Below are 23,702 nucleotides of genomic sequence, written 5' to 3'. Positions count from 1 at the left end.
CGGCCCGTGGCCGGCCGCCGGCTCGACGCTACTGAAGGACTTTAGGTTGCGAACGTCGTGGACGACCGACGCGGCGGTCGTCCCGGATCGAAACCCGAGACGAAACGAGCCGCGGACCATCGGGCGAAGTCGCCGACGGTTCGCGGCTGGGGAGCGCGGTCACTCGAGGATCTTGGTCACGACGCCGGCGCCGACCGTCTTGCCGCCTTCACGGATGGCGAAGCGGAGGGCGTCTTCCATGGCGATCGGGCTGCCGAGTTCGACGGTCATCTTGATGTTGTCGCCCGGCATGCACATCTCGGCCTCGCTGCCGTCTTCCGACAGCAGGTTGAGGATCGAGCCGGTGACGTCGGTGGTGCGGATGTAGAACTGGGGACGGTAGCCCTTGAAGAACGGGGTGTGGCGTCCGCCTTCTTCCTTGCTCAAGACGTAAACTTCCGCCTCGAACTTGGTGTGGGGTGTGATCGAGCCCGGCTTGCAGAGCACCTGGCCCCGTTCCAGGTCGTCCTTTTCCACGCCGCGGAGCAGAACGCCGACGTTGTCGCCGGCGACGCCCTCGTCGAGGGTCTTCTGGAACATCTCGACGCCGGTCACGGTGGTCGGCTTCTTGACGCCGAAGCCGATGATCTCGATCGAGTCACCGACCTTGACGCGGCCGCGCTCGACGCGACCGGTGCCCACGGTGCCGCGTCCCTTGATCGAGAACACGTCTTCGATCGGCATCAGGAACGGCTTGTCGATCTCGCGGACCGGGTCGGGGATGTACTCGTCCATCGCCTTGACGAGGTCGAGGATCGGCTTGGCCGCGGTCGGGTCGCTGGGGTTCTCGAGTGCCGGGCGGCTGCTGCCGCGGACGATCGGGATCTCGTCGCCGGGGAACTTGTAGTGAGAGAGCATCTCGCGAAGCTCAAGCTCGACCAGCTCCAGCAGTTCCTCGTCGTCGACCAGGTCGATCTTGTTGAGGAAGACGACCAGCGCCGGGACGCCGACCTGACGGGCCAGGAGGATGTGCTCGCGGGTCTGGGGCATCGGGCCGTCGGCCGCGGAGACCACCAGAATCGCGCCGTCCATCTGAGCCGCGCCGGTGATCATATTCTTGATATAATCGGCGTGACCCGGGCAGTCGATGTGGGCGTAGTGGCGCTTTTCGCTCTCGTACTCGACGTGCGAGACCGCGATGGTCACCGTTTTGGTGGCGTCGCGGACCGTTCCGCCCTTGGCGATGTCGGAGTACGACTTGCTCTTGGCCTGGCCACGCGCCGACAGGACCGCCAGCAGGGCCGCGGTCAGCGTGGTCTTGCCGTGGTCAATGTGCCCGATCGTGCCCACGTTGACGTGCGGCTTGGTTCTGCTGAATGTTTCCTTGGCCATGTGTTCAGCGCCTTTTCGGCATTCCTGTAGTCAAGTTCTCGGCGGGAGATCTGTAATCGAGCCCCACCCGCCAGCCAGGTCCGCTTCGGACGGCTCTGCCAGCGGCCGGGGCCAGCCGCTGCGCACGTCTTCCTTCACGCCCGAACTTTGGGCAACCGACCCAAGAGCTGCCGCTGGGATTTGAACCCAGGACCTCGTCCTTACCAAGGACGCGCTCTACCAACTGAGCCACGGCAGCGTAGTTTTGCGGTTGTTTCTTCTTTCGAGGTCGGTCGTTGCTTTGCGTTGCGGGCGGCTGGGTGACGCCGGGCCAGAGCGGGTGATGGGAATCGAACCCACACGGCCTGCTTGGAAGGCAGGGACTCTACCATTGAGCTACACCCGCGTGCACGTCCCGTTCCCGGCTGGAGCCGCCTCTGTTCCGACCGTCGCCGGCCGGACTTCCTTCGCTCGCTCGATCCTCGCCGTCCTTGTCGTCGCCCTCCCTCTCCTCACCGACCCGCCAGGGCCGGTGCATGTTCACGATTTCTCAAACGAGACGAATGTGGGTGGAGCAGGATTCGAACCTGCGAAGGCTGAGCCACCAGATTTACAGTCTGGCCCCTTTGGCCGCTTGGGTATCCACCCGGTTGGGTCGTCGCCGTCGGCTCGTCGCGGTCGTTTCCGATCCTCGGCGAGTTCCGGCGTTTGGCGTCTTGACGTCCTTAATCATGTGGTAGAGCTGGCGGTGAGAGTCGAACTCACAACCTACGGTTTACAAAACCGTTGCTCTGCCAGTTGAGCTACGCCAGCAGCCTTGGGCCGTGAAACTTCCTACTATATCGTTCGGCCGGGCGACTTCAAGTCGTTTTTCATTCGCTCATACTTTTTTTGTACGACTCGGCCTGCCCCGGTCGGCGCGTTCGATTATGGTAGCGAGTACCTCCCGCCTTCGGCAAGGGGGAAGCCGGAAAAACGACGGCGGCCCACCATTTCTCCGGTTGTTATTCGTTGGTTTGGTCTTGCCTCGGCCCTCACGCCTGACTTTAGGCCTGGTTGGGCGGATGTGTGGTGGCGGTGAAGATGGCCACGTGCTCGGGAGGGGGAAGGAACTCCTGCTCGGGGGCCGTGCGGTACGCCTTCCCAGCGTCGTAGAGTTTCAGGCGATGCTGACGGAGGTCGTCGCCGGGGTCGTCCTTGGGGGCGATCTCGATAGCTCTTCGCTGCCATTTCACGGCGGCCGGGAAGTCGGCCGACTCGGCATAGGACGCGGCCAGGATCTCGAGGTCATCGGGGTCGTTCCATCCCGTGATCGCGCATAACCTGCTGGCGGCTTCGACCGCGCGGCGGCCGTCACGGACCTTGGGTTCGGGGGCCGCGGCCCAGATCCAGGCTTCGGCGTTGAGCGAGTACCTTTCCTGTGGCTCGATCTTCACGGCCGCGGCGAGGTCCGCCAGGGCCTCCTCGTAACGACCCCGAGAGCTCTGCACGCGTCCGCGGAGGCCGTACGCGAAGGCGTCGCTCGGGTCGATGCGAATCACCTGCTTGAGGTCGGCAAGGGCGGCGTCGTGCTCACCCTTTTGTTTCCAGATCACAGCGCGGGACAAATAAGCGAACTTGTCGTCAGGGGCGATTCGTATGGCCTGGGCGAAGTCGTCGAGCGCCTTGTCGTCATTCTCCGTCTCCCGCCAGACGTGGCCTCGTTCACAGTAGAAGGTTGCGTCGCGCGGATCGATTTGGATCGCCGCGTTGTAGTCGTCGAGCGCCTTGTCGTAATGTTTCTTCTCGCTCCAAACGTCGCCACGGTCGCTGTACAGAGTCGCATCGCGGGGGGCGAGTTTGATCGCCGCGTCGTAGTCTTCGAGCGCCTTGTCGTAGTCTCCGGCCCGCTTCCTTGTCAAGCCGCGGCTGCTGAAGAGTGTTGCGTCGCGCGGCTCGATTCGGATCGCCTGCGTATAGTCCTCAACGGCTCTGTCATAGTCTTTCTGGAGCAGTCGCAACAGACCGCGAACCCGATAGGCGAATGCATCCTGCGGATTGATTCGGATGGCCTGATCGTAATCTTCGAACGCTTTCTCAACATCTCCTTTGTCTTGATGCGCACCGCCCCGGCAGATGTGATGAAAGCCATCGTTTGGGTTGAGGATGAGGGCCCCGCTGTAGTCGGCGATCGCCTTGTCGTATTCTTTCTTGAGATTCCAGACGTGCCCGCGACCGCTGTAGGCATAGGAGTCGTCGGGGTTGAAGTGGATCGCCTGGTCGAAATCGGCGATCGCCTTGTCGTATTCTTTCTTGAGATTCCAGGCCTCGCCCCGGCGGCGGTACGCGAAGCCATAGAGCGGATCCAGTCGCAGCGCGTGATTGTAGTCTTCCATCGCCGCGTCGACGTTCTTGGCGTCCTTCGACAGCTTGACGTCGCCCCGAATTGTGTAAGCGATCGCCGAGGTGGGATCGATGCGGATCGCCTGATCGCAGTCTTCGAGGGCTTGATCGTATTCCTTTTTGTCGTACCGAATGCTGGCGCGCCAGATCCGGTTCCAGGCATCATTCGGGGCGGCCAGGATCTTGGCTGTGAAGTGTGCTTCGGCGCGGTCGGCGGCGATGACGCGGGAAATCGGCGCCCAGCCCTCGGACCTCCGGCTTTCGGAGACGAGCCAGACCTGGAAGGCGCGCGCATGGACGACCTTGAAGAACCGGAACGTCGTGTCGCTGGCGGCGGCTCGGCCGTCCTGGAGGATGGTTCCCGGCTCGATGACCACCCGCTGGCCCAGCCAGTCGCCGTCGGCCTTCGGCGGGGCGGTCGCGCCGGGAGGGCCGGCGCCGAGGGCCGAAGCGAGTGTCAGCCAGGCGAGCAGCGAGGCGGATTGAAACCTCGTCGATGGCTTGGTGCGACGGCGACGCCGCTCGTTCCCCGCGCGGATTCTCCAACGGTAGACCATCGGGATTCTCCATCGATCCGGGTTTTGCCGACGACATGCCTGGCGGCCCTCACCCCGCGCGCCAGTGCTCCACGCATGATCGTATCAGCCTGAGCGGGCGATCGCCAAAGTCGGATCGAAAGATTCTTGAAATACCGATGGCCTCTGCGAGGCGGCGACGTCCGGCTCAAGGCTTGAACAGGGCTGCTGCGCGATCGACCCACGGGGCTTTGGTCGCGGTGTTTTCGCGATCAGCCCGGCGGATGATCTCGCTCGAGGCTGCCTCGCGCCTCGCTCGATCGTGTTCGCTCAGGATGGCTCTGTTCACGAAGGCGGTGAGCGAGGCTCGGCGTTCGCCCGGGCTCATCACGTCGCGGGCGCCGCGGGGGCCGGGGTCCACGTGGAACGGCTGTTTGGCGGCGTAGAGGGCCAGTCGCTCGCGGCGTAGTTCTTGGGTTGGTGGATCCTCGGTCAAGTCGATCGCCGCTTGCTGGCGTTTCACGGCGTTCTCGAAGTCGCGGACTTCGGCGAACGAGGCGGCCAGTGTGGCCAGGTGTTCGGGGGTCTTCCAATCGGTGAGCTGGCAGGCGCGCGTCGCCGATTCCACGGCCCGTCCGCCGTCTCGGACTCGCTCATCCGTCGCCGTGGCCAGGATCCAGGCGAGGCCGTCGAGCGCCTCGTGGTCGAGAGGGTCCTGGCCGGCGGCGTAGTCGAGATTCGCGATCGCCTTCTCGTAATCCCACTTGGCGTACCACGCATCGCCTCGGAGGCGGTAGGTTGCGGCGTGCGACCGTCCGAAGGCCATCGCCTTGTCCACGTCCTCGATCGCCAGGTCGAAGTACCCCTGCTCGAATGCGGCGACCGCGCGGTAGTAGAACGCCGAGGGACTGCCCGGATCGTCTCCGATCACGTGGCCGAAATCGCCTGCGGCCGCCGCGAGGTCATCCATGGCGATCCGGGTGATCCCGCGGCAGAGGCGAGAGCTCTTGAGGTCGGGATTGATCTCGATTGCCCGAGTCAGGTCGGCGATCGCTTTGCCGTGTTCTCCGAGGAGGTTCCAGATCGTCGCTCGGCCGTAATACATGCTGGCGTCGTTCGGGTTGATCTGGATCGCTCGGGTACCGTCCTCGACAGCCTTCCCATACTCATTCATTCCAAACCACGCGGAGGAGCGCCAGGTGAAGAAGTCGGCCCGACTCGGATCAAGCTCGATGGCCTTTCCGAAGTCGTCTGCCGCCTTGCTGAATTTCTGTTTGTCGTACCAGATCACACCGCGGTACTTATAGGCATTCGCGAGATCGGGATCGAGCCGGATCGCCTCGTCCAGATCCGGGAGGGCGCGGTCGTATTCCCCCCTTCTCGCCCAGGCGCCTCCCCGACCGCAACGGGCGAGCGCATAGGCGGGGTCGAGTTGCACGGCTTGATCGTAGTCCGCGAACGCTAGGTCGTACTCCTTCCGCTTCGTCCAGACGACGCCTCGATTGTAGTAGGCGCGGGCGGATCTCGGGTCGATCTCTATCGCCTTGTTGAAGTCTTCGAGGGCGTTATCGTAGCTGCCCGAGCGAATCCGGATGGCACCGCGATTCACGTACGCCTCGACGTATCGAGGATCGAGCTGGATGGCCTCGGTGCAGTCCTCGACGGCGTCCTCATAGCGCCCTTCCTCTGCCCGGAGTAGGCCGCGAAAGAGGTAAGCGAACTTGCGATCGTCGCGTGGGATGAGTCGAATCGCCGCATTGCATTGATCGAGCGCCTTGTCGGTCTTGCCCAGCGCTTGCCAGATGAGAGCTCGATCGAAACAAGCCTCAGGGCTTTCGGGCTTTTCGCGGGTCGCTTCATCGATATACGCGATGGCCTCGTCGAGGAGAATGATGTTGGAGATCGGCGTCCAGCCTTGGGCGGTCACGTCGCCCGTAGAAAGCCAGACCTCGCCCTCGCGCGCCTTTCTCACCTTGTAAGTATGGGGCTTCCTCTGGTCGAGCCCCAGCTTCAATCGCTCGCCCCGCCCCTCGTCGTACACGACCTTGTCATCGACCTTCAGGACGGTGCCCTTCCTGGTGATGACCTTCTTTCCCACCAGGGACGTCCCTTCGACTTGCTGGGCGAACATCTCCCGGGGCGCGCCGAGCAGCGCCAGTGCGGCGAGTAGGAGCACCCTCGGTCGGGCGAAGTGGAGTGGGGCGAGTCGTCGCGTCGTCATTTCATTCCTCCCCTGTCGCGATTTCGAAGTGGTTGGAAATCGAACGGAAGCGCGCAGGAGGATAACAGGACGTGGCAATCGGTCCAGGCGAGTGCCGATCACGTCATGGAAACCGGGCGGCGGACGCTTAGGACGGCCGGGGGGCCTGGGGCTCCTCGGATTTTCCGACGCCCGGCGATCCATGCGTTATAGTTCAGCTAACAGCCGGCTTACCCTTCGGGGAGGGCCGGCCGTCGGTTTCCCGGCATTCGTGTCGGGAGCGGGCTGATCATGATTTTTAGGACCTTGCCGCACCGCAGCGGCTGCGATTACACCTCGAGCTTCAACTTACCGCTGGCGGCAGGACGCAGCCGGGGAAACACTATCGATCGTCAGTCCGGTTTTCAAAGGCGCCCGTATCCGGGTCTCTCGATTTCGGCGATTCTCACGACGGCGACGCCGTGAGCTCGACGATGCCGGGAGGCCCGGGCCGACGCCCTCCTCGGCGGTGCTCCTTCGCCCCCCGAGCGCTTGTTCATCCCTCCGCCTTTCGACTATGATCCTGCGACGTCCCGACTCCGGGACGAAGTAGGAGACCGAACGCTCGTGACGCACGGAAGCGACCGGAACGACGAAGGCCAGGAATCCCGTTCGGACACCTCCGAGCCCTGTCGGCCGCTGCGCGAGATTCTCGTCACGGCGATGCTCCTCACGCCGGTGCTGGCGGCCATCTGGATCGTGCCGTGGTTCGTGACGCAGGACGGCCTGACGCATCTCTACAACGCCTGGATCATCGCCGCGTCGACGGCCGGCGACTCGGCCTTCAGCCCCTATTACGAAGTCCACTGGAGGCCGCTGCCGAACTGGGCGGGGCACCTGGCGCTGATCGGGTTGCTCCGGGTGGTCTCGCCGTGGGCGGCTGACCGGATCGTGATGAGCGCATCGCTTCTGGGCTTCGCGGTCGCGACGGTCTGGCTCCGCGCGCGGGTCGTCGGCGGGCGCGGTTCGTTCGCGGCTTGCGCGTTTTCGGCCCTGCTGGCGCTCAGCTTCTCGTGGCTGATGGGGTTCACGAGTTTTCAGTTCGGCGCGTGCTTGTTCCCGATCACGCTGGGCGTCTGGTGGAAGAGCCGCGACGACCTCCGCGCGGGCCGGATGACGGGGGTTTCGGCCCTGCTGGTCCTGGGATACTTCGGCCACCTGGTGAGTCTCGGCCTCACCGTCTGCGCGATGATGTTCCTGGCGATCGTCCTGCCTGGGGGCTCGCGGTGGGCGCGGCTGTGGCGGACCGGACTGAGCCTGGCACCGCTGGGGGGGCTCGGGGTGGTGTACCTGAAGCTCTCGCGGCAGGGCGGGCCGATGCACCCGAAGTTCCCCGCGCCGGGCGAGTTCTTGTCGATCTCGGGCTGGGTGCGGCGGCTGGGCTGGGTCGACCCGATCTCGGTGGCGATCAAGGACGGCTTGCCGTTCACGGACCGAGTCGGGCCGCTGTACGCGGTGTTTTCGCCGGCCGTCTGGCTGGGCCTGGCCGGTCTGCTCGGCCTGGCGACGGCCTGGCGGGGGACCTGCGAGCGCCGGGCCTGGCAGGCGCTAGCGGCGATCCTGGTTCTCGGCGGGGTGTTCGGTCCCGACTCGCTCGGGCCGGGGCACGGCGACTATCTCCCCCAGCGTCTGGCGTTGCTCGGTCTGGTCGCCCTGGTTCCGACATTCGACCGTGCGGCGAAGTCGTGGACCCAGCGCGCGGCGGCCGGGGCGATCGTCGTCGCTCTGGTCCTTCAGACGGTCGTCGTCTGGGACTATGCGCTCGACTCGCAGCGGAAGGTGGCGCAGATGGTCGCGATCGGTCCGTCGGTCGGACGCGGCCAGCGGGTGGCGACGCTGATTTCGGACCTGAAGACCCGGTTCCGCCCCAACGCGGCGTTGCACGCCGACAGTTGGCTGGGGATTTCCGAGGGTGCCGTCCTCTGGAGCAATTACGAGACGCGGTACTACTACTTCCCGGTGCAGTTTCGGCCCGAGCTGGCCCGGCCCGATTCGTTCGAGCTGGAGCAGATCGCGCTTCGGGGCGGGTCGGACGAGGCCGAGGAGCGGTGGGCGCGGGTGTTGGAGACGTATCGCGACGCGATCGACCGGGTGATCGCCTGGCGCGACGATCCGGGGCTCGACGCGATCACCGAGCGGTGGTACGAGCTGGTCGTCCGGCGAGGAGACGCGCGGGTGTATCGGCGTCGCGAGGGCCGGTAGGCTTCGGCCCTCGCGAATCGGAACGGGGGAGTTCGCCCGTCCTCAGCCCTTCTTTTCCTTCTTCAGCTCGAACAGGTAGACCGCGTCTTCGGCGGGGTCGAAGTCCTTGGGGCGGTCGCCGCCGGGGACGGAGATGTTGACGACGAGCTTCTCGCCGTCGAGCTTGTAGACGCCCTTGGCTTCCTTACCCTTGGCCTCGCCGGGGCCGTCCGTGAGTTCGATCGTCCAGGCCGGGTGCGGCTTGGCGTCTTTGTCGAGCTTGAGCTTGCCGATGTAGTCCACGCCGTTGACGGACGCCGTGATCTTGTCGTTCTCGACGGTCCACTTGGCGTCGACCGTGGCGTCGTCGCCCGACACCCAGACGCCTTGAACCGCCTTGAGGGCGGGAGACAGCGTCGCTTCGTCGGCCGAGGCGGTCGCGCCCGAAAGGCCGGCGGACGTCGCCAGAGCCGTGAAGACCGCGGCGAGCAGAGAGTGCTTCATCCACTTTGTCAGCGTCATGATCGCGCTTTCTCATAGAGAGATGGGGAGGGGAAGACGCCGTCGCGGCGTTCGCGACGGCCTTGCGAGATCTCTCCCGGCGCTCCCCGAGACGGGTGCAGGTGGGATTGGATCATGTCGGCGGCCGGGATACAAGGCCGTCCGCCGAATCCGGCCGCGCAGGCCCCCTGATCGTCGCGGCCGTGGTATAATCTGGCTTGCTCGGAGACGCCGATGGAGCGTCGCGACCGTCACGCGCGGAGTCCGGCGACGTAGGACGAACCGCTGCTTCTTTGCTTAGCCACCAGCCCTCCTTTGTCTGGATTCGCCCCATGCTGCATCCCTGGCACGACGTGACCCCCGGCGAGCACCTGCCGCTGGAATTCAACGCCCTGATCGAGATCCCGATGGGGTCGAGCGTCAAGTACGAGCTGGACAAGCGAACGGGCCTGCTGCGGCTCGACCGCGTCTTGTATTCGGCCGTTTATTACCCGGCCAATTACGGGTTCATCCCCCAGACCTACGCCGAGGACGACGACCCGCTCGACGTGTTGGTCCTCTGCCAGGAGGCCGTCGCGCCGATGACGCTGGTCACCGCGCGGGCGATCGGGCTGATGACGATGCTCGACGGCGGCAAGCAGGACCACAAGATCCTGGCCGTGGCCGTCGGCGACCCCGAGTTCAACAGCTTCCGCGAGGCCGCCGAACTCCCCCCCCACCGGCTGATGATGCTCCGGCGGTTCTTCCAGGACTACAAGTTCCTCGAAGGCAAGTCGGTCGAGGTCGACGAGATCCAGTCGTCCGACGCCGCCAAGCCCGTCATCGAAGACTCGCTCCAACGCTACAGCGCCCTCCGCCGCAAGGGCTTCCAGGACCACCACTGACGCCCCCCTGCCCCGGCGGTTGAGTCGCGGAAGAGGCTCGCAAAGCCAATCCACTCGCTGGCGCTTCGAGCTTGTATTTCGAGTCGAAAGCCCTGATACAAGCTCGAAGCGCCAGCGAGTGGATGTTCCAGACGACCGGAGCCGATCGCAAAGCCTCGCCGGGCGTTCCGACCTCAATGGGGCTTCTTGAGCAGCCGGATAATCTCGTCGAGCTTGCCGTCGATCGCATCGACGCGCTGTTCGACCTTGCGCACACGGTCCGCGCCGGCAGACCCCGAGACCGGAGCGGCCGACTCCTGCGCGGAGGGCTGCTCCGATGTGGGCGCCCCGGCGTTCGGCCCAATTCGCTGGAGCGGGAAGCCGGGCTCGGGGGCGGAGTTCAGGTTCGGGTCTTCGGTCTGGTACAAGGACGAGAGGCCGTTCTTATTGAGGATGTGGTAGATCATCTCCGGTGAGGCGTAGAGGCCGGTGTTCTTCTGCGGGTCGGTGAAATTGCAGACGCCGGCCAGGAAGTAGGTGTTGTCGAGAGGCTCTTGCGTGAACAGCCCGCTCCCCACCGACGCCTGCTTTGGGAGCAGGTTGCATTCGATCGCCTCGTAGCCGGCATTGTCGCTCTCCCCTTTGACCAGGCCGAGAATCGGGCCTTGCACGAATATTCCGCTCACACTTCCCCCGAAGCCCCGCATCGTGGCCACGTTCATGCCGGGCTTGGGCTTCCAGTTTCTCGGCACGATCGGCGACGCTGGAAGCACACGGCCGGGAACGATTCGGACCAACGCGACGTTGCGCGTCAAATCGCTGTCGATCAGCTCTCCGACTGTTTGGATGGTGGAGACCCAGTTTGAAATGTCCATCCTAATGGCCGCCGTAAAGTTGACCGAAATCTTCGCGGCACCGGGCGGGAAGATCCGAGCGCTCGTCAGGATGATCGTTTCTTTGGGAGTACTCGAAATGACCGTTCCCGAGGCCGTGATTGTCTTTTCACCCTCGATCTGAATCTGAATGGTCGACTCGGTTGGATACGAAATCACTCTGGCGGGGGCGTCCGGGGCCGGCGGTTTGGGTTCCTCCTCCGCGGTCAGGGGGGCCTGCTCGCCGCTGGGTTTCGCGTTCGGGGTTTCGGCCTGATACAAGGACGAGAGGCCGTTCTTGTCGAGGATGGGATAGATCATCTTTGGAGAGGCGTAGAGGCCACGCTTTCTGCCTGGCTCAGCGAAATTGCAGACGCCCCCCAGGAGATTCGTTTTTCCGTCCGGCCCCTTGGTAAACAAACCGACTCCAGAGCATCCCTGGATCGGCGCCAGGTCGCACTCGATCGCCTCGTAGATGGAATTGCCCTGCAGTCCTTTGGTCATGCCGAGGACGGAGCACTCCGCGAACTTTCCGGAAAACTCTCCCGAATCACCCCAGATCGTGGTCATTCTCGTGCCGGACTTGGGCTCCCAACTCGGCGGCACGATCGGCGAAACGGGAAGCACCTCTCCGGGACGGATTCGGACCAGCGCGACGCCGCGCGCCGTGTCGCAGTCGATCAACTCAGCATCGGATTGCCCGAGTGGGTAGGCCGTCGCTGTCAGCCTGGCGGAGGGGCCGGCGCCTACGAGGTCTCTCGTTCGCCCGCGATAGGTGACCTTGATCGATGTCGACTCGATCTCTTTGCGCCTGGCATCCGAGGGGAAAGCATGGCTGCTCGTCAAGATAATGGCCTCCGTCGGCGTGCTCTGGATGATCGTGCCTCGGACGTAGCCCACCGTCGCTTCGTGCTCGAGCCGGATCAGGACGGTCGAATCGATCGGGGTGGGAATCCCCTTGACCGAGGCTTCGGGCTCCGGCGGCTTGGCTTTCTCCCTCACGGCCGACGGATTTTGGAAGTGCGGCGGTTCCTCCCCGTGAGCCCCGATCGAACGGGGGACGACGGCGGTTGCGAGGCCGAGGCAGCCGACGGTCGCGAATGCGAGCAGGCCGGTCTTGAGTTTCGCCAGCGTCATCATGCGGAGGACTCCTTCGGTCAGAACGAGGATCGACGACGAGATCGCGGCGGCTTGCGAGCCGGTCGCGGCGTACCGCAGGGCGGATTGCAACGTGGCTTCGGCGAGCTTCGGCGGCAGGGCCGATGCGGCGGCGATGGCGACCGATGGGGCCAGGCCGCGCCGGGTCAGGCTCCGCTTGAGTCGCTCGCGGCCCCGGGCCAGGCGGCTCTGGACGGTCCCGACCGGCCATCCCAGCCGACGCGCCGCCTGCTCGTGGGGCAGGCCTTCGAGCAGGCAGAGGACGACCGCCGCGCGATACCGCTCGGGGAGTCGGGCGACCTCTTCATGTAACGCTTCGTCGAGATCGTCCGGGGGCCGCTCCTCGACCTCCGCGACGAGCCCGAAGGCCGCCTTGCGCTCTCGGCGCCGCCGCTGGGTTTCGACCGTCCGGGCCCGCGTGGCGGTGCGGTGGGCCACCTGGTAGAGCCATGGGCCCAGTGAGTCGCGCACCCAGAGCGACCGCGCGCGGCGGACCATGACCAGGAACGTGGCCTGGAAGGCGTCCTCGGCGTCGTGCCGATCGCGCAGGACCGACCGGCAGACGCGCAAGACCATCGGCCCGTGCCGCTCGACCAGGGCCGAGAACGCCGCCTCGGCCGACTCGTCGGCGAACGTCGTGAACCGTTCGAGCAGCCGCCCGTCGGTCATCCCGTCGATCGTCCCCAGCGTGAACAGCGTGCAGACCTGCTGGACGACCACGTCGCGCTGAACTCTCGCCCTTCCCATCGTCCCGCCCCCCTCGCCTTCGCGACGCCTCGCCCCTTACACGAGGATAATGCAGGCGAGCGCGGGGAATGGTCCGCCTTTCTTGGGAAATTCCGTGGAGCAGTCGGCGCGGGAGGCGTCCCGTCCGGCTTGACAGGATCACCGGCGCTCGTCAACTTGAGGCCCGTCAGCCAGGTCGATCAATCAGGAGGAGGCACGATGAATCGGATTCTGAAGGCGTTGCCGCTGCTCTCGACGGCTCTCGTGGTTCAGTTCGCGGTTTCGGCTTCCTCGGCGGACCAGCCCGGCGAGCCCAAGTCACAAGTCGCGGCCGACGCGCCGCCGGTCGCCGGCACCCAGCAGACGGAGCCTCCCGCCGTCCCGCTCTTCAAGATCGTCCCGCGCCACGACTCCGGCGGCGGCGATCGGGTGATCCAGGAGCTGGCCGCCGAGTTGATCGGCCGGCAGGCGGAGACGGATCGATCCGTCCCCGAGAAGCGGGCGCGGCACTTCTCCTGGATCAAGCTCCCGATCCAGGGCTGGACGGGTGAAATTCGGGACCTGGCGATCACGGCGGAGGGCCTCTGCGTCCGCGTGAGGGTCATCCCCGATCTCGGCGGCGGCTGCTGCGCGGTCGGGCAGTATACGGATGAAACCTATCTGATAACCGACGGCGTCGCCCACCTGACCGCGATCGCGTACAACGACCCGAAGTGGCCGCGCGCGATTACGTGGAATTAGGACGCGGGCGGCGCGGCTCCAGGGCGTCTTCGACGAGGCGGACGATATGGCGAAGTGGCTTGCGGGCTGGTTGGCGGCGGTGCTCGTCGTGAGTTCTTTCCTGCTCGTCTCGAACCCGGCTCGCGGGCAGGCCGAGCCCGATGCCGCGCAGCCGGCGGCGGCGGCCGTCGACGAGCGGGCGCCGGTGGAGGTTCCCCAGCCGAGCGCGAAGGCGATGGAGTTTTACAACGGCGGGATGGCGCTCTGGGCGTTTAATCGCGTCTGGGGGATCGTGCTCCCCGCGTTGCTCGTTTTTTCGGGCTTCTCGGCCCGGCTCCGCGACCTGGCCGCCCGGGTCGGAGGGCGCGTCTGGTTCTTGACGGTCGGGATCTACATCGTCTTGTATCTGGCGGTCGTCTTTCTGATCGAGCTGCCGATCGACTATTACCAGGGCTTCGCCCGGCTGCACGCGTACGGGCTGTCGAATCAGTCGCCGGGGAAGTGGCTCAAGGATTCGGTCCTCGACCTCGTCCTGAGCATGGCCGTCGGCTTCGGGGTGCTGTGGGTCCCGTACCTCCTGATGAAGCGGTCCCCGAGGCGGTGGTGGCTGTATACGAGCCTGGCGTCGGTCCCGTTCTTGCTCTTCGTCATGCTGGTCAAGCCGATCTGGATCGATCCGCTGTACAACGACTTCGGACCGATGCGGAACCAGGGGCTGGAACGGTCGATCCTCGACCTCGCCGGGAAGGCCGGCATCGATTCGAGCCGGGTCTTCGAGGTCGCCAAGAGCGTCGACACCAAGGCGGTCAACGCCTACGTCACGGGCTTCCTCGGCACCAAGCGGATCGTCCTCTGGGACACCCTGCTCGCCCGGCTCAATGAGAAGGAAGTCCTGTTCGTCATGGCCCACGAGATGGGGCACTACGTCCTGGGCCACGTCGTCCGCTCGGTCTTCCTCTCGTTCGTCGTCACCCTGCTCGGCCTGTATTTCGTGCACGCGGCGTCCGGCCGCCTGATCCAACGGTTCCGCGGTCGGCTCGGTTTCGACCAGCTCTCGGACGTCGCCTCGGTGCCGCTGATGCTCCTGCTGCTCCAGATTTCCAGCCTGTTCCTGAGCCCCGTGGCGATGGCGTACAGCCGCTATCAGGAGCACGAGGCCGACCGCTTCGCCATCGAATTGACCCACGCCAACCACTCGGGCGGGACGGCCTTCGCGAAGCTGCAAACCGAGAACTTGGGCAACCCGCGCCCAGGGTGGGTTTACCGGGTCTTCCGCGCCTCGCACCCGAGCATCGGCGAGCGGATCGACTTCTGCAACAGCTACCACCCGGCGACGGCTCCCGCCGTTTCGCCAGGCGCCGACTGAACCCGCGCCACCCACCGCCGGGCCGGCTTTCTGGTTGCTGGCGGGGACGCGGAGTCTTATACTGAACTATCAAAAACGTGCGAAACTCAGCCACCAGCCCCACTCCTCTTTCACGGGTCTGCTCGAAGTCGAGTGGGATCCGAGTGACTGCGGCACGCTGTTTCCAGGCTGAACGGAGAGCGCTGCGGGACGAGGTTCCCAGGAGACGGCATCGATGCCACTGGAAATGATAGGGACGCTTTCGAGTCGCTGGCCGGCGTGGATCGTCGCGGCCTGGCTGACGCTGGCGGTCGTCGTGGGGGTGGGGTCGCCGAATCTGACCAAGCTGGCGGCCGAGGGGCAGTCGAAGCTGCTGGGCCGCGAGGCCGAGAGCCGCCGGGCGGCCGAGCTGGTGAAGGAGTGCTGGCCCGACCAGGCGTACGAGTCGACGGCGGTGGCCGCGCTCTACCGTCCCGCCGGCCTGACCGAGGCCGACCGCCGGTTCGCGACCGACCTGGCGCGACGGTTCGAGGTGCCCGGTCGCCCCGCCGTCGTGCTCCGCGTGCTCGGCCCCACGTCGCAGCCCGAGATCGCCAAGCGTCTGGTCAGCGCCGACGGCGCCGTCAGCATGGTGATCGTGCCGCTCGACGCGGCGAACGTCGCGCCCTCGGCCCACGAGGCAATCGGCTGGCTCCAGGAGCAGGCCGAGTCGGCCGTGAAAGAGGCTCCCGAGGCGGCGGGCTTGCAAGTCCTCTGGACCGGTGATGCGGTGATCGGCCGCGACTACATGCACCAGGTGCAGGTCTCGCTCGACCGCGCCGCGGTGGCCACGGTCGTCCTCTTGCTGATCGTCCTCCTGGTCGTGTATCGGTCGTTCTGGCTGGCCCTGGTGCCGCTGACGACGATCGGCGTCAGCCTGGTGATCGCCCGAGGGGTGCTCGCCTGGTTGACCCTGGGAGGCTGGCGGATCTCGTCGCTGGTCGAGCTGTTCCTGGTCGCCATCCTGTTCGGAACGGGGACCGATTTCTGCCTGTTCCTGTCGTGGAGGTTCGGCGAGCACTTCAACCCCCGCAATCCGGCCGGGGTGATGCGGATGACGCTGTCGCGGTCGTTCACGCCGCTGGTCACAAGCGCCGGGACGATCATCATCGGCCTCATGCTGATGGGCACGACCAAGTTCACGCTGTTCGCGACGACCGGGCCGAGCGTGGCGCTCGGGCTGGCGATCACCCTGGTCGCCACGCTGACCCTGACCCCCGCCCTGCTCGTGCTTCTGGCCCGGTTCCGCCCGCGTTGCTTCGAGGGCTTCACCGCGGCGTCGAACGGCTACTGGGAGGCGGTGGGACGAACGGTCATGGCCCGCCCGCTGCGAAGCTGGGCCCTCACCATGGCCGCGATGATCCCCCTGGTCGTCGTCGGTCTGCGGACGCATTTCGTGATGGACCTGCTCTCCGAGATGCCCCCCGACTCCAGCTCCGCGCAGAGCCTGAGCCTGGTGCTCTCGAAGTTCGATCCCGGTATGACGGCCCCGCTGACGATCGTGCTCGAATCGGACCACGTCGACCTGACCAGCTCGGAAGGCCTGGCGCTGATCGACGACGTCAGCCGGCTGCTGTCGCACCAGCGTCGGCACCAGGAGGTCCGCTCGGCGACGCAACCGCTCGGCAGCCCCGAACCGCTCAACCGGGCGCGCCTGGCCTCGCGGCTGGGAGAGGTCGATCAGGGCTTCCAGCAGCTCGCCGACGGTGGGACGCAGCTTCAGAAAGGGCTCAACGAAGGCGCGGCCAAACTTCGCGCAGCGCTCTGGCTGGAGCGGAAGACCGGGCTGAACATCACCGGCGGGGTCGCGGCGGGGAACACGCCCCAGGTGTCGGAGAAGCCCCCCTCGACGCCCCCGGCGCCCCCCCCTCCCTCGGCGACTCCCGCGTCGGCCGACGACGTCCTGTCGGAAGGGCTCAAGACGGCGGCCGACGCCGTCCTCTGGAGCCAGGGCGTCCCCGCCACCTGGAACGTCGCCAGCCTGCGGTCCGGCTTCAATCAGCTCATCCTGGAAGGAGCCGCCCAGGGCGCCAGGCAGCGGGCGCCGAAGACCTCGGGGCTGTTCGACGCCGCGGTGAGGCTCGTCGGCGGCGCGCCCGCCAAGCCCCCCGCCGCTTCGACGACGACCCCGCCCCCGCCCCAACCTCCCAAACCGGGGGAGACCCTGCTCAGCGAGCTGACCCGGGCCGCCGAGGGCGCCGGCAAGATCGCCCTGGGGGCCGAACGGGCTCATCGCGAGGTCAGTGGGATTCTGAGCGACCCGCTGGGCCGTCGCGCGCTCAACCGCCTCCTGATCACGCCCGAGACCGTGAAGGAGAACCCGGAGCTGCTCAAGAGCTTCGCCGCCTACATCACCCCCGACGGCCGCCACGCCCGGATCGACGTGACGCTCACCGACCGGGTCTTCTCGAACGGGGCCATGGACCAGGTCGAGACGCTTCGAAGGCGGCTCGACGACTACCTCGGCGAGTACGAGGGGATCAACGTCACCGCCTCGGTCGCCGGCGCCAACGCCGAATCGGCCGACGTCCGCGCGCTGACCCACACCGACCAGGTCCAGAGCTGGTTCGTCGTCCCGATCGGCGTCTTCCTCGTCCTGATGATCGCCCTCCGCGATCCCTGGGCCTGCTTCAACCTGGTCGCGACCATGGTGCTCACTTATGCGTTCGCCCTGGGGGCCACCCACCTGGTCTTCGTGAGCCTGCTGGGGGCCGAGGGACTGGACTGGAAGGTCCCGTACTTCCTGTTCGTCCTGCTGGTCGCCGTGGGGGTGGATTACAACGTGTTCTTGATGAGCCGGCTGCACGAGGAGACGGCCCGGCACGGGTTCCGCGGCGGCATCATCCGGGCGATCGGCCAGACCGGCGGACTGATCTCGTCGGCCGCGGCGATCACAGCGTGCAGCTTCGCGTCGTTCCTGTTCAGCCCGCTGGGCTCGCTCCGCCAGCTCGGCTTCGCCCTGGTAGTCGGCATCGCCGTCGACGCCGTCCTGGTCCGCCCCTTGCTCGTCCCCTGCGGCCACTGGTTGCTCCGCCGTTCTCGCGAGGTCCTGGCCCCGCGTTACAACGTCCCCTCCGAGCAACTCCGCCTGACGACCGTCCCGGACTGAGCCCCTCGTTTCACGATTGGTTGCAGCCTTGCGCTGGTTTGGGCTGGAAATTGGGCCCGGTTATACCTATAATGCAGCGATGGTGTGGCATCCCTGCCTCACCTCCTAGAAGCTGACACCCCGCAGATTTTCCCCACCTATACTGGATTGAGCCCACGTGGACCATCGTGCGTCCAGAGCGGCCGATTCAAGCCTTGACGCGATCCTCGCCGGCCCCGCGAGTCGCCCGACTCCAGCCCCGACCGGCGGCAGCGATTGGAGCCCTGATGACCGCCACCCTCTTTCTTCGCCTTCTTGGTTTGATGACGTCTCTCGGATTTGGATATCTCGTGTTCGACTACAACGGGCCCGGCGACGAGACCGCCCATGCGGTGGCCGGCAACATTCAGGTTGCGGGCCGCCCGCTGGTCAAGGGGACGGTCCGCTTCATGCCGGCGTCCGGCTCGATGTCGAGGGGCTCCGGGGCGTTCGTCACGAACGGCGAGTACGTGATTTCCCAGGAGGACGGACTGATCGCGGGCAGGTATCAGGTGCACATCAGCAGTATCGGCGTGGATGAGCAGATCCGGGCGGCTCGGGAAGGCGGGAGCGCGGCGGCCAAGCTCCAGGAGTCCATCCCGGCTCGTTTCAACCGGGAGAGCGAGATCTTCGTCGAGGTTACCCCCGACGGCAGCATCCTGGGCTTCGACTTCGACCTGAAGTGACCGCCGACGCCGACTCCAGCCCGGCTCGATTTGACTGGGCTTCGTCGTTCAGAGCCGTTCTCGTCCACGGCCGCCGATCTCAGGGGCGGCCGGACGGAGTGTAGCGGCCGATCAGCAGGCTGGCGTTGTGTCCGCCGAAGCCGAAGCTGTTGGACATGACGCGGTCGACCCGCGCCTCGCGGGCGACGTTGGGGATGTAGTCGAGGTCGCAGCCTTCGCTGGGCTCGTCGAGGTTGATCGTCGGCGGCAGGACGCCGGTGTGGATGGCCAGGGTGGAGGCGATCAGCTCGACGCCTCCCGAGGCGCCCAGCAGGTGGCCGAGCTGGCTCTTGGTGCTGGAAATCTGGAGCCGCGAGGCGTGCGGGCCGAAGACCGTCTTCATAGCGATCGTCTCGGCGAGGTCGCCCAGCGGCGTGCTGGTGCCGTGGGCGTTGATGTAGTCGACGGCGTCGACGGGGGCCCGGGCGTCGGTCAGGCACCGCTTCATGGCGCGGGCCGCGCCTCGCCCTTGCTCGTCGGGGGCGGTGATGTGGTAGCCGTCGCCCGCGAAGCCGTAGCCGAGCAGTTCGGCGTAGATCCGGGCGCCGCGGGCTCGGGCGATCTCCTCGGCCTCGACGATCAAGATCCCGGCGCCTTCGGATAGGACGAAGCCGTCGCGGTCGCGATCGAACGGCCGGCTGGCGCGCTCGGGGTCGTTGTTGCGCAGCGACAGCGCGCGGAGGGCCGCGAAGCCCCCCAGCCCCATGTGGGTGATGGCCGTCTCGCTGCCGCCGGTGATCATGACGTCGGCGTCGCCACACTGGATCAGCTTCATGGCGTCGCCGATGGCGTTGGTCGCCGAGGCGCAGGCCGTGGCGATCGCCGAGCACGGGCCGCGAAGCCCCCACCGGATCGACACCTGCCCGCTGCCCGCGTTGACCATCAGCTTGGGGATCGTGAACGGACTGATCCGCGACGGCCCCTTCTGCATCATGATCGAGTGCTGGGCCTCGAACTCGTTGAGCCCGCCGATCCCCGACCCGATCATGACTCCGCACTGCTCGGGGGGCAGTTTCGAGAAGTCGATGCCCGAATCGACCACCGCGTGCTCGGAAGCCACGAGCGCGAACTGCGCGAACCGGTCGAGGTGTCGCGCCTCCTTGACCCCGAACCGCGCCACGGGGTCCCAATCGCGCACCTGGCCGCCGAAATGCACCTTGAACTCGGTCGTGTCGAACAGGGTCAGCGGCCCTACCCCGCTCCGGCCGGCGCACAGCGCCTCCCAGAACGGGTTCAGGTTCTCACCCAGCGACGTGACCAGCCCCATGCCGGTGATGACGACGCGTCGCGGCTCTCCCATATTCATCTCGTCTCGGGAATGATCCTGTGGCTGTGGGAACGACTCAGGCGCGATTCGGCGGCGGCCGGCGGGCCGGCGCCGACGGGGTCAGGTCACTTGGCGCTGTGACCGTGCTGTTCGATGTAGTCGATGGCCTGGCCCACGCTCTGAATCTTCTCGGCCTCCTCGTCGGGGATGGTGATGTCGAACTCTTCCTCGAACTCCATGACCAGCTCGACGGTGTCGAGCGAATCGGCCCCGAGGTCGTTGACGAAGGACGTCTCCCGGCTGACCTGGTCCTTGGAGACACCCATCTGCTCGCTGACGATTTCGATTACGCGCTCTTCCACGGACACGGGCGAACCTCCTGGTCTACGTATTAGCTCTGGTATTCCGTCGTCACGACCGCCGGTCGCCCGCGTCTACCGGACGCGGGCCGCTCGACGGCCAGGGCTCTGGCTTTCTCGAAAATCGGCTCAGGGCACCTCTCGGAGAGACGTCGAGGCGGGAAACGGCTCTCGGCCGTCGGTCCGCGCTCTCCTCAAGGCGGTCGGAAGCCCTCGGCGATGCGCGTCGCATCGAATCAGGGCCGCCGTCGGGCAAGGGCTCACGGCGAGCCCCGAATTCAATAGGGGCCCAGACGCTTTCCCTGCTCCGTTGATTAATTGAGTCAAAATAGCATGACGCGGAAAGATTGTCCATCCGACGACCGTCAAGGATCGGGCGATCCATAAAATTCCTGCGATCTCAACGGCTCGCCGCGCCCGTCGTCCCCATCGCATCGGCAGTTGGACGGAAAATCTGGAGCGAAAGCCGGACCTCGCGATTCCGTCTCCGACCGACCCCAGCCTTGTCAGGCCGTCATGCCGCCGTCGACGGCGATCACCTGGCCGGTCACATAGCTGGCGCCCGGGCTGCTCAGGTAGCAGACCAGGTCGGCGATGTCTTCCGGGGCTCCCAGCCGTCGCACGGGAATCCGCTCTTTCACCTCGGTCTTGATCTTCTCGGGCAGGACGTCGGTCATGTCGGTCGTGATGAACCCCGGGGCGACCACGTTGACCGTGATCCCCCGCGAAGCCAGCTCGCGGGCGATCGTCTTGCTGAACCCGATCACCCCCGCCTTGCTGGCCGAATAGTTCGCCTGGCCCGGGTTGCCCATCAGCCCCGACACGCTGCTGATATTCACGATCCGCCCGTACCGTCCCCGCATCATGACCGCGCCGACCGACCTGCAGAACAGGAACGTGCCCTTGAGGTTGGTGTCGATCACCTGATCCCAGGCGTCGTCCTCCATCCGCAGGACCAGGCCGTCGCGAGTGACGCCCGCATTGTTGACAAGGACATGAATCTTCTGGTATTTCGCCTCGACCTCGTCGACGACTCGCTTGACGTCCTCGGACGAGGCGACGTCGGCGGCGAAACCCTCGGCCTCGCCCCCCGCGTCGCGGATCTCCTTGAGCGTCGCCTCGAGCCCCTCCAGCGTGCGAGCGACCCCGGCGACCCGCGCCCCGCACGCCGCCAGCCGGACCGCGATCGCGCGACCGATGCCCCGCGAGGCCCCCGTCACCAGAGCCGTTTGACCGCTCAGGTCCACCCGACAGCCCGCTTGAGGTAAACCGGCTCCTTCAGCCATGTTGCGCACGTCCTGCTGGAGAAAGTGTCTGTGAGCCGAGAGGCTGGTGCGATGTCGGACCCCGCCGACCGCCGCTGTCGCTCTCCCGCTCCCTTGCAAGTCAGTCGATTCGTCGCCCGACCCTCTGGAGATTCGTTCCGGTTATAATCCCGCCCGAACCCCGCCATCAACCCCAAAACCATCGCGCCCGAACGATTGCCGCCCCCCTCCCCTTCGACCTTTCCCGGCCTCCCCGAAATTGGCTTCTTCTGAAAATCTTCCGGGCCATGTGTCAGGCTGCAGGGGCTGGTAGTTGGCGTTCGCGGTAGTCGGCCCCGTTCTTGAGCAGGTGCCAGATCACCACCAGGATCTTGTGCGCCACGGCGATCAGAGCCTTCTTTTTCCCGAGTCGTGGGACCCATCGACGGTAGCAGATGCTGAAGGCGGTGTTCTTGGCGTGGCTGGCCGACCACGCCGACTGCACCAGGAGCGAACGCAGCCACGGACTCCCCTTGGTCGTCTTGCCGCTGCGGCGTTTGCCGGCGCTTTGGTCGTTGCCCGGGCACAGCCCCGCCCAGGAGCAGAGGTGGCCCGCGGTCGGGAACGACTCCACGTCCGGCCCGATCTCCCCCACGATCACCTCCGCCGCCCGATCCCCCACTCCGGGGATCCCCTGGAGCCGGCCCGCCGCCTCGTCGAACGGCCTCATGGCCTCGTCGATCCGCTCGTCCAGCCGCTCGATCAGGCGTTCCAACGCGTCGATCTGATCCGTCAGCAGCCGGAGCACGAAGCGGTGGTGGTCGGTGACCCGGCCCAACAGCGCCCGCCTCAGCTCGGGGATCTTGCCCCGGAGCCGCTGCTTGGCCAGATCGGCCAGCTTCTCCGGGTCGTCCTGGCCGTCGATGATCGCCCGGATCATGGCGCGCCCCGAGGCCCCCAGGACGTCGCTGGCCACCGACCCCAGCTTGACGTTGGCGTCCTCCAGCGTCTTCTGGAGGCGATTGGCCACCGCGGCGCGGTCGCGGACCAACTCGGTGCGCTGCCGGGTCAGGTCGCGAAGCTCGCGGATCTCCGGCTTGGGGATGAAGCTGGGCGACAGCAGGCCGTGCTGGAGCAACTGGGCGATCCACTCGGCGTCCTTGACGTCGGTCTTGCGGCCGGGGACCTGCTTGAGCCGCCCGGCGTTGACCAGCATCACGTCGAATCGCCCTTCCAGGATGTGGAAGATCGGCTTCCAGTAGACGCCCGTGCTCTCCATGGCGACCTCGCGGACGCCGTGGGCGTCGAGCCAGTCGGCCAGGGCCAGCAGGTCGGCGGTCATCGTGCCGAAGGTGTGGACCACCGAGGCGACCGAGCCGTCGGGGTTGATGTGGCGGACGCAGGCGACGACGGTCTTCTTGTGGACGTCGAGCCCGGCGCAGCGATCGTGAACGATGTCCATGACGTCCCCTCCAACTCGAGTGGTCGGAAACGAAGCAGTCCGAGCCGGTGGGACGACCTCGGGGCGTAAAGCAGTTTCTTCTACGTGCTCCCCCGCTTCCGGGGGGCGACAGGACGGGGTTCGACGTGAAGTCGAGCCGAGGCCGGGACCAAGTTCCTTCGCGGGTTCGCGACACCAAAGCCAATGACGGCCTCTCGCCCAGGGCCGGACATCCGCAGCATAACCCAACCCGACCCCATTTTCATGGGACGGGTTGAGCCAAAGGCTCATGACCGTTCCTTCGCTCCCCCATCGATCGCTGGCGCCGGGCCGAGCCGAGCTGCAAGCCCGCTGGGCCGATTGGGTTTGTTTGTCTAAAAAAGCATGACGCGTTCTGGGGTTCCTCGACCGATCGTCGCTGGCGACCAGGGAGGTTCTGCCTCGGTTCCGCCCGGCTCGGGCTGCTGCTTTGATAATTCCGGTCTGTGGTTTGCCGTAGGGGCACCCCTTGTGGGTGCCCGATCGCCGAGCGTAAGCCGAACCGGGCACCCACAAGGGGCACCCCTACCGGATCCGGTCGTGACTCCATGCGAGAAGCCCCTCACGGTACGACCCAGAGCTCCTCTTCATGAGGTCGGGGGGCCCGAA

Annotated in this window: 15 protein-coding genes and 4 tRNA genes; 6 read left to right on the top strand and 13 right to left on the bottom strand. The window is 66.2% G+C overall.

Going from position 1 to position 23,702, the window contains the following annotated elements; all coding sequences use genetic code 11:
* Positions 1–159: 159 nt before the first annotated feature.
* The 7 genes from tuf to BSF38_RS13465 all read right to left on the bottom strand — a co-directional run bounded on the left by tuf (position 160) and on the right by BSF38_RS13465 (position 6,468).
* Positions 160–1,371, bottom strand: coding sequence for an elongation factor Tu (gene tuf, locus BSF38_RS13495; protein WP_076346386.1), 1,212 nt, complete (start codon positions 1,369–1,371; stop codon positions 160–162).
* A gap of 165 nt (positions 1,372–1,536) precedes the next feature.
* Positions 1,537–1,609 (bottom strand) — tRNA-Thr (locus BSF38_RS13490).
* A gap of 76 nt (positions 1,610–1,685) precedes the next feature.
* Positions 1,686–1,756 (bottom strand) — tRNA-Gly (locus BSF38_RS13485).
* Between the two features lie 160 nt (positions 1,757–1,916).
* A tRNA-Tyr gene (locus BSF38_RS13480) sits at positions 1,917–1,998 on the bottom strand.
* 92 nt (positions 1,999–2,090) lie between these two features.
* Positions 2,091–2,163 (bottom strand) — tRNA-Thr (locus BSF38_RS13475).
* 233 nt (positions 2,164–2,396) lie between these two features.
* A complete protein-coding gene (locus BSF38_RS13470) occupies positions 2,397–4,289 on the bottom strand; it encodes a tetratricopeptide repeat protein (RefSeq protein ID WP_076346384.1) in 1,893 nt (630 codons plus the stop codon).
* Between the two features lie 166 nt (positions 4,290–4,455).
* Positions 4,456–6,468, bottom strand: a complete 2,013-nt coding sequence (locus tag BSF38_RS13465) for a tetratricopeptide repeat protein (RefSeq protein WP_076346382.1) — start codon at positions 6,466–6,468, stop codon at positions 4,456–4,458.
* Between the two features lie 585 nt (positions 6,469–7,053).
* Here BSF38_RS13465 and BSF38_RS13460 point away from each other — a divergent pair.
* Positions 7,054–8,688 (top strand): hypothetical protein, encoded by a 1,635-nt coding sequence (locus tag BSF38_RS13460; protein ID WP_076346380.1) that lies wholly within the window; start codon positions 7,054–7,056, stop codon positions 8,686–8,688.
* A 42-nt stretch (positions 8,689–8,730) separates the two neighbouring features.
* Here the strand turns inward: BSF38_RS13460 and BSF38_RS13455 are convergent, their stop codons facing one another.
* Positions 8,731–9,189 (bottom strand): TIGR03067 domain-containing protein, encoded by a 459-nt coding sequence (locus BSF38_RS13455; protein WP_076346378.1) that lies wholly within the window; start codon positions 9,187–9,189, stop codon positions 8,731–8,733.
* Positions 9,190–9,500: 311 nt separating this feature from the next.
* Here BSF38_RS13455 and BSF38_RS13450 point away from each other — a divergent pair, with 311 nt between their 5' ends.
* The gene (locus BSF38_RS13450; RefSeq protein WP_076346376.1) at positions 9,501–10,052 is read left to right on the top strand and encodes an inorganic diphosphatase; all 552 of its coding nucleotides are present in this window, start codon (positions 9,501–9,503) and stop codon (positions 10,050–10,052) included.
* A gap of 173 nt (positions 10,053–10,225) precedes the next feature.
* Here BSF38_RS13450 and BSF38_RS13445 read toward each other — a convergent pair whose 3' ends face one another.
* Complete coding sequence (locus BSF38_RS13445) at positions 10,226–12,808, bottom strand: sigma-70 family RNA polymerase sigma factor (protein ID WP_083712921.1); 2,583 nt, start codon at positions 12,806–12,808, stop codon at positions 10,226–10,228.
* A gap of 198 nt (positions 12,809–13,006) precedes the next feature.
* Here BSF38_RS13445 and BSF38_RS13440 point away from each other — a divergent pair, with 198 nt between their 5' ends.
* From BSF38_RS13440 to BSF38_RS13420, 4 genes are all read left to right on the top strand, one after another.
* Positions 13,007–13,528 (top strand): hypothetical protein, encoded by a 522-nt coding sequence (locus BSF38_RS13440; protein ID WP_076346372.1) that lies wholly within the window; start codon positions 13,007–13,009, stop codon positions 13,526–13,528.
* A gap of 46 nt (positions 13,529–13,574) precedes the next feature.
* Positions 13,575–14,873, top strand: coding sequence for a M48 family metallopeptidase (locus BSF38_RS13435; protein ID WP_076346370.1), 1,299 nt, complete (start codon positions 13,575–13,577; stop codon positions 14,871–14,873).
* A gap of 214 nt (positions 14,874–15,087) precedes the next feature.
* Positions 15,088–18,000: an MMPL family transporter gene (locus tag BSF38_RS32040; RefSeq protein WP_237170869.1), complete on the top strand. Its 2,913-nt coding sequence runs from the start codon at positions 15,088–15,090 to the stop codon at positions 17,998–18,000.
* 329 nt (positions 18,001–18,329) lie between these two features.
* A complete protein-coding gene (locus BSF38_RS13420) occupies positions 18,330–18,704 on the top strand; it encodes a hypothetical protein (protein WP_145952116.1) in 375 nt (124 codons plus the stop codon).
* Between the two features lie 79 nt (positions 18,705–18,783).
* Here BSF38_RS13420 and fabF read toward each other — a convergent pair whose 3' ends face one another.
* From fabF to BSF38_RS13400, 4 genes are all read right to left on the bottom strand, one after another.
* Positions 18,784–20,043 carry a beta-ketoacyl-ACP synthase II gene (gene fabF, locus BSF38_RS13415; RefSeq protein ID WP_076346366.1) on the bottom strand — a complete coding sequence of 420 codons (1,260 nt, stop codon included), beginning with the start codon at positions 20,041–20,043 and terminating at the stop codon, positions 18,784–18,786.
* A gap of 92 nt (positions 20,044–20,135) precedes the next feature.
* Positions 20,136–20,378, bottom strand: a complete 243-nt coding sequence (gene acpP, locus BSF38_RS13410; protein ID WP_076346364.1) for an acyl carrier protein — start codon at positions 20,376–20,378, stop codon at positions 20,136–20,138.
* Between the two features lie 497 nt (positions 20,379–20,875).
* A complete protein-coding gene (gene fabG / locus BSF38_RS13405; protein WP_083712920.1) occupies positions 20,876–21,655 on the bottom strand; it encodes a 3-oxoacyl-[acyl-carrier-protein] reductase in 780 nt (259 codons plus the stop codon).
* A 271-nt stretch (positions 21,656–21,926) separates the two neighbouring features.
* A complete protein-coding gene (locus BSF38_RS13400; RefSeq protein WP_076343043.1) occupies positions 21,927–23,075 on the bottom strand; it encodes an IS110 family RNA-guided transposase in 1,149 nt (382 codons plus the stop codon).
* Between the last annotated feature and the right edge of the window lie 627 nt (positions 23,076–23,702).

Origin of the sequence: Paludisphaera borealis (assembly GCF_001956985.1) — a bacterium.
GTDB classification, from domain to species: domain Bacteria; phylum Planctomycetota; class Planctomycetia; order Isosphaerales; family Isosphaeraceae; genus Paludisphaera; species Paludisphaera borealis.
The sequence above is the reverse complement of the archived record's forward strand: the minus strand, read 5'-3'. Positions and strand labels throughout refer to the sequence as shown.